Annotated in this window: 1 protein-coding gene; it reads right to left on the reverse strand. The window is 64.8% G+C overall.

Features of this window, described 5'->3' with window-relative positions; translation table 11 throughout:
- The coding region (locus H8S57_RS16925) for a beta-keto acid cleavage family enzyme (RefSeq protein WP_186909096.1) at nt 1-688 on the reverse strand (688 nt) is incomplete at both ends.

Raw genomic sequence — 688 nt, forward strand, 5'->3', positions numbered from 1 at the left:
TGCCGAACTCCTCGATGACGCGGCGGGCGCGGTCGACAAACTGCACGTTGCTGTCGGCCAGCTTGCCCTTGGAGTACATGACGTTGTCCTCCATGCCGACGCGGATATGGCCGCCCAGGGCCACCGCGCCGTAGAGCATGGTCATGGCGGAGTGCCCCACGCCGAAGCAGCTCCAGGTGGAGCCGGGACAGGCGGCCTCCATGGTCTCCTTCATAAAGACCAGGTTCTTCATGCTGCCGGCGATGCCGTTGGCGCAGCCCATGCAGAACTGGAAGTGCAGCGGCCCCTTCAGCACGCCCTTCTTCAGGTAGTACTGGGCGTTGTAGATCATGCCGGGGTCAAACGCCTCGATCTCGGGCTTGACGCCCCACTCCTGCATATTCCTGCCCAGCTGCTCCAGGAACGCGGGGGAGTTGATGAACAGGCTGGTGTGCAGCCAGTTCATGGAGCCGCAGTCATAGGAGCCCATCTCGGGGCGCAGCTGCTCCAGGTGGATCTGGCGCGTCTCGTCGGTGGCGTTCAGAGCGCCGGAGGTGGTCATGTTCAGGATGACGTCGCAGTCGGGGTGGTTGGCGCGGAGCAGCTCCACCGTCTTGGCAAAGCGGTCCTTGTCCATGGTGCCCTTGCCCTCGTCGTCGCGCATGTGCAGGTGGGCGACCGCGGCGCCCGCCTTCCAGCAGGCGTACAC

Source organism: Lawsonibacter hominis, from assembly GCF_014287895.1.
Taxonomy (GTDB): domain Bacteria; phylum Bacillota; class Clostridia; order Oscillospirales; family Oscillospiraceae; genus Lawsonibacter_A; species Lawsonibacter_A hominis.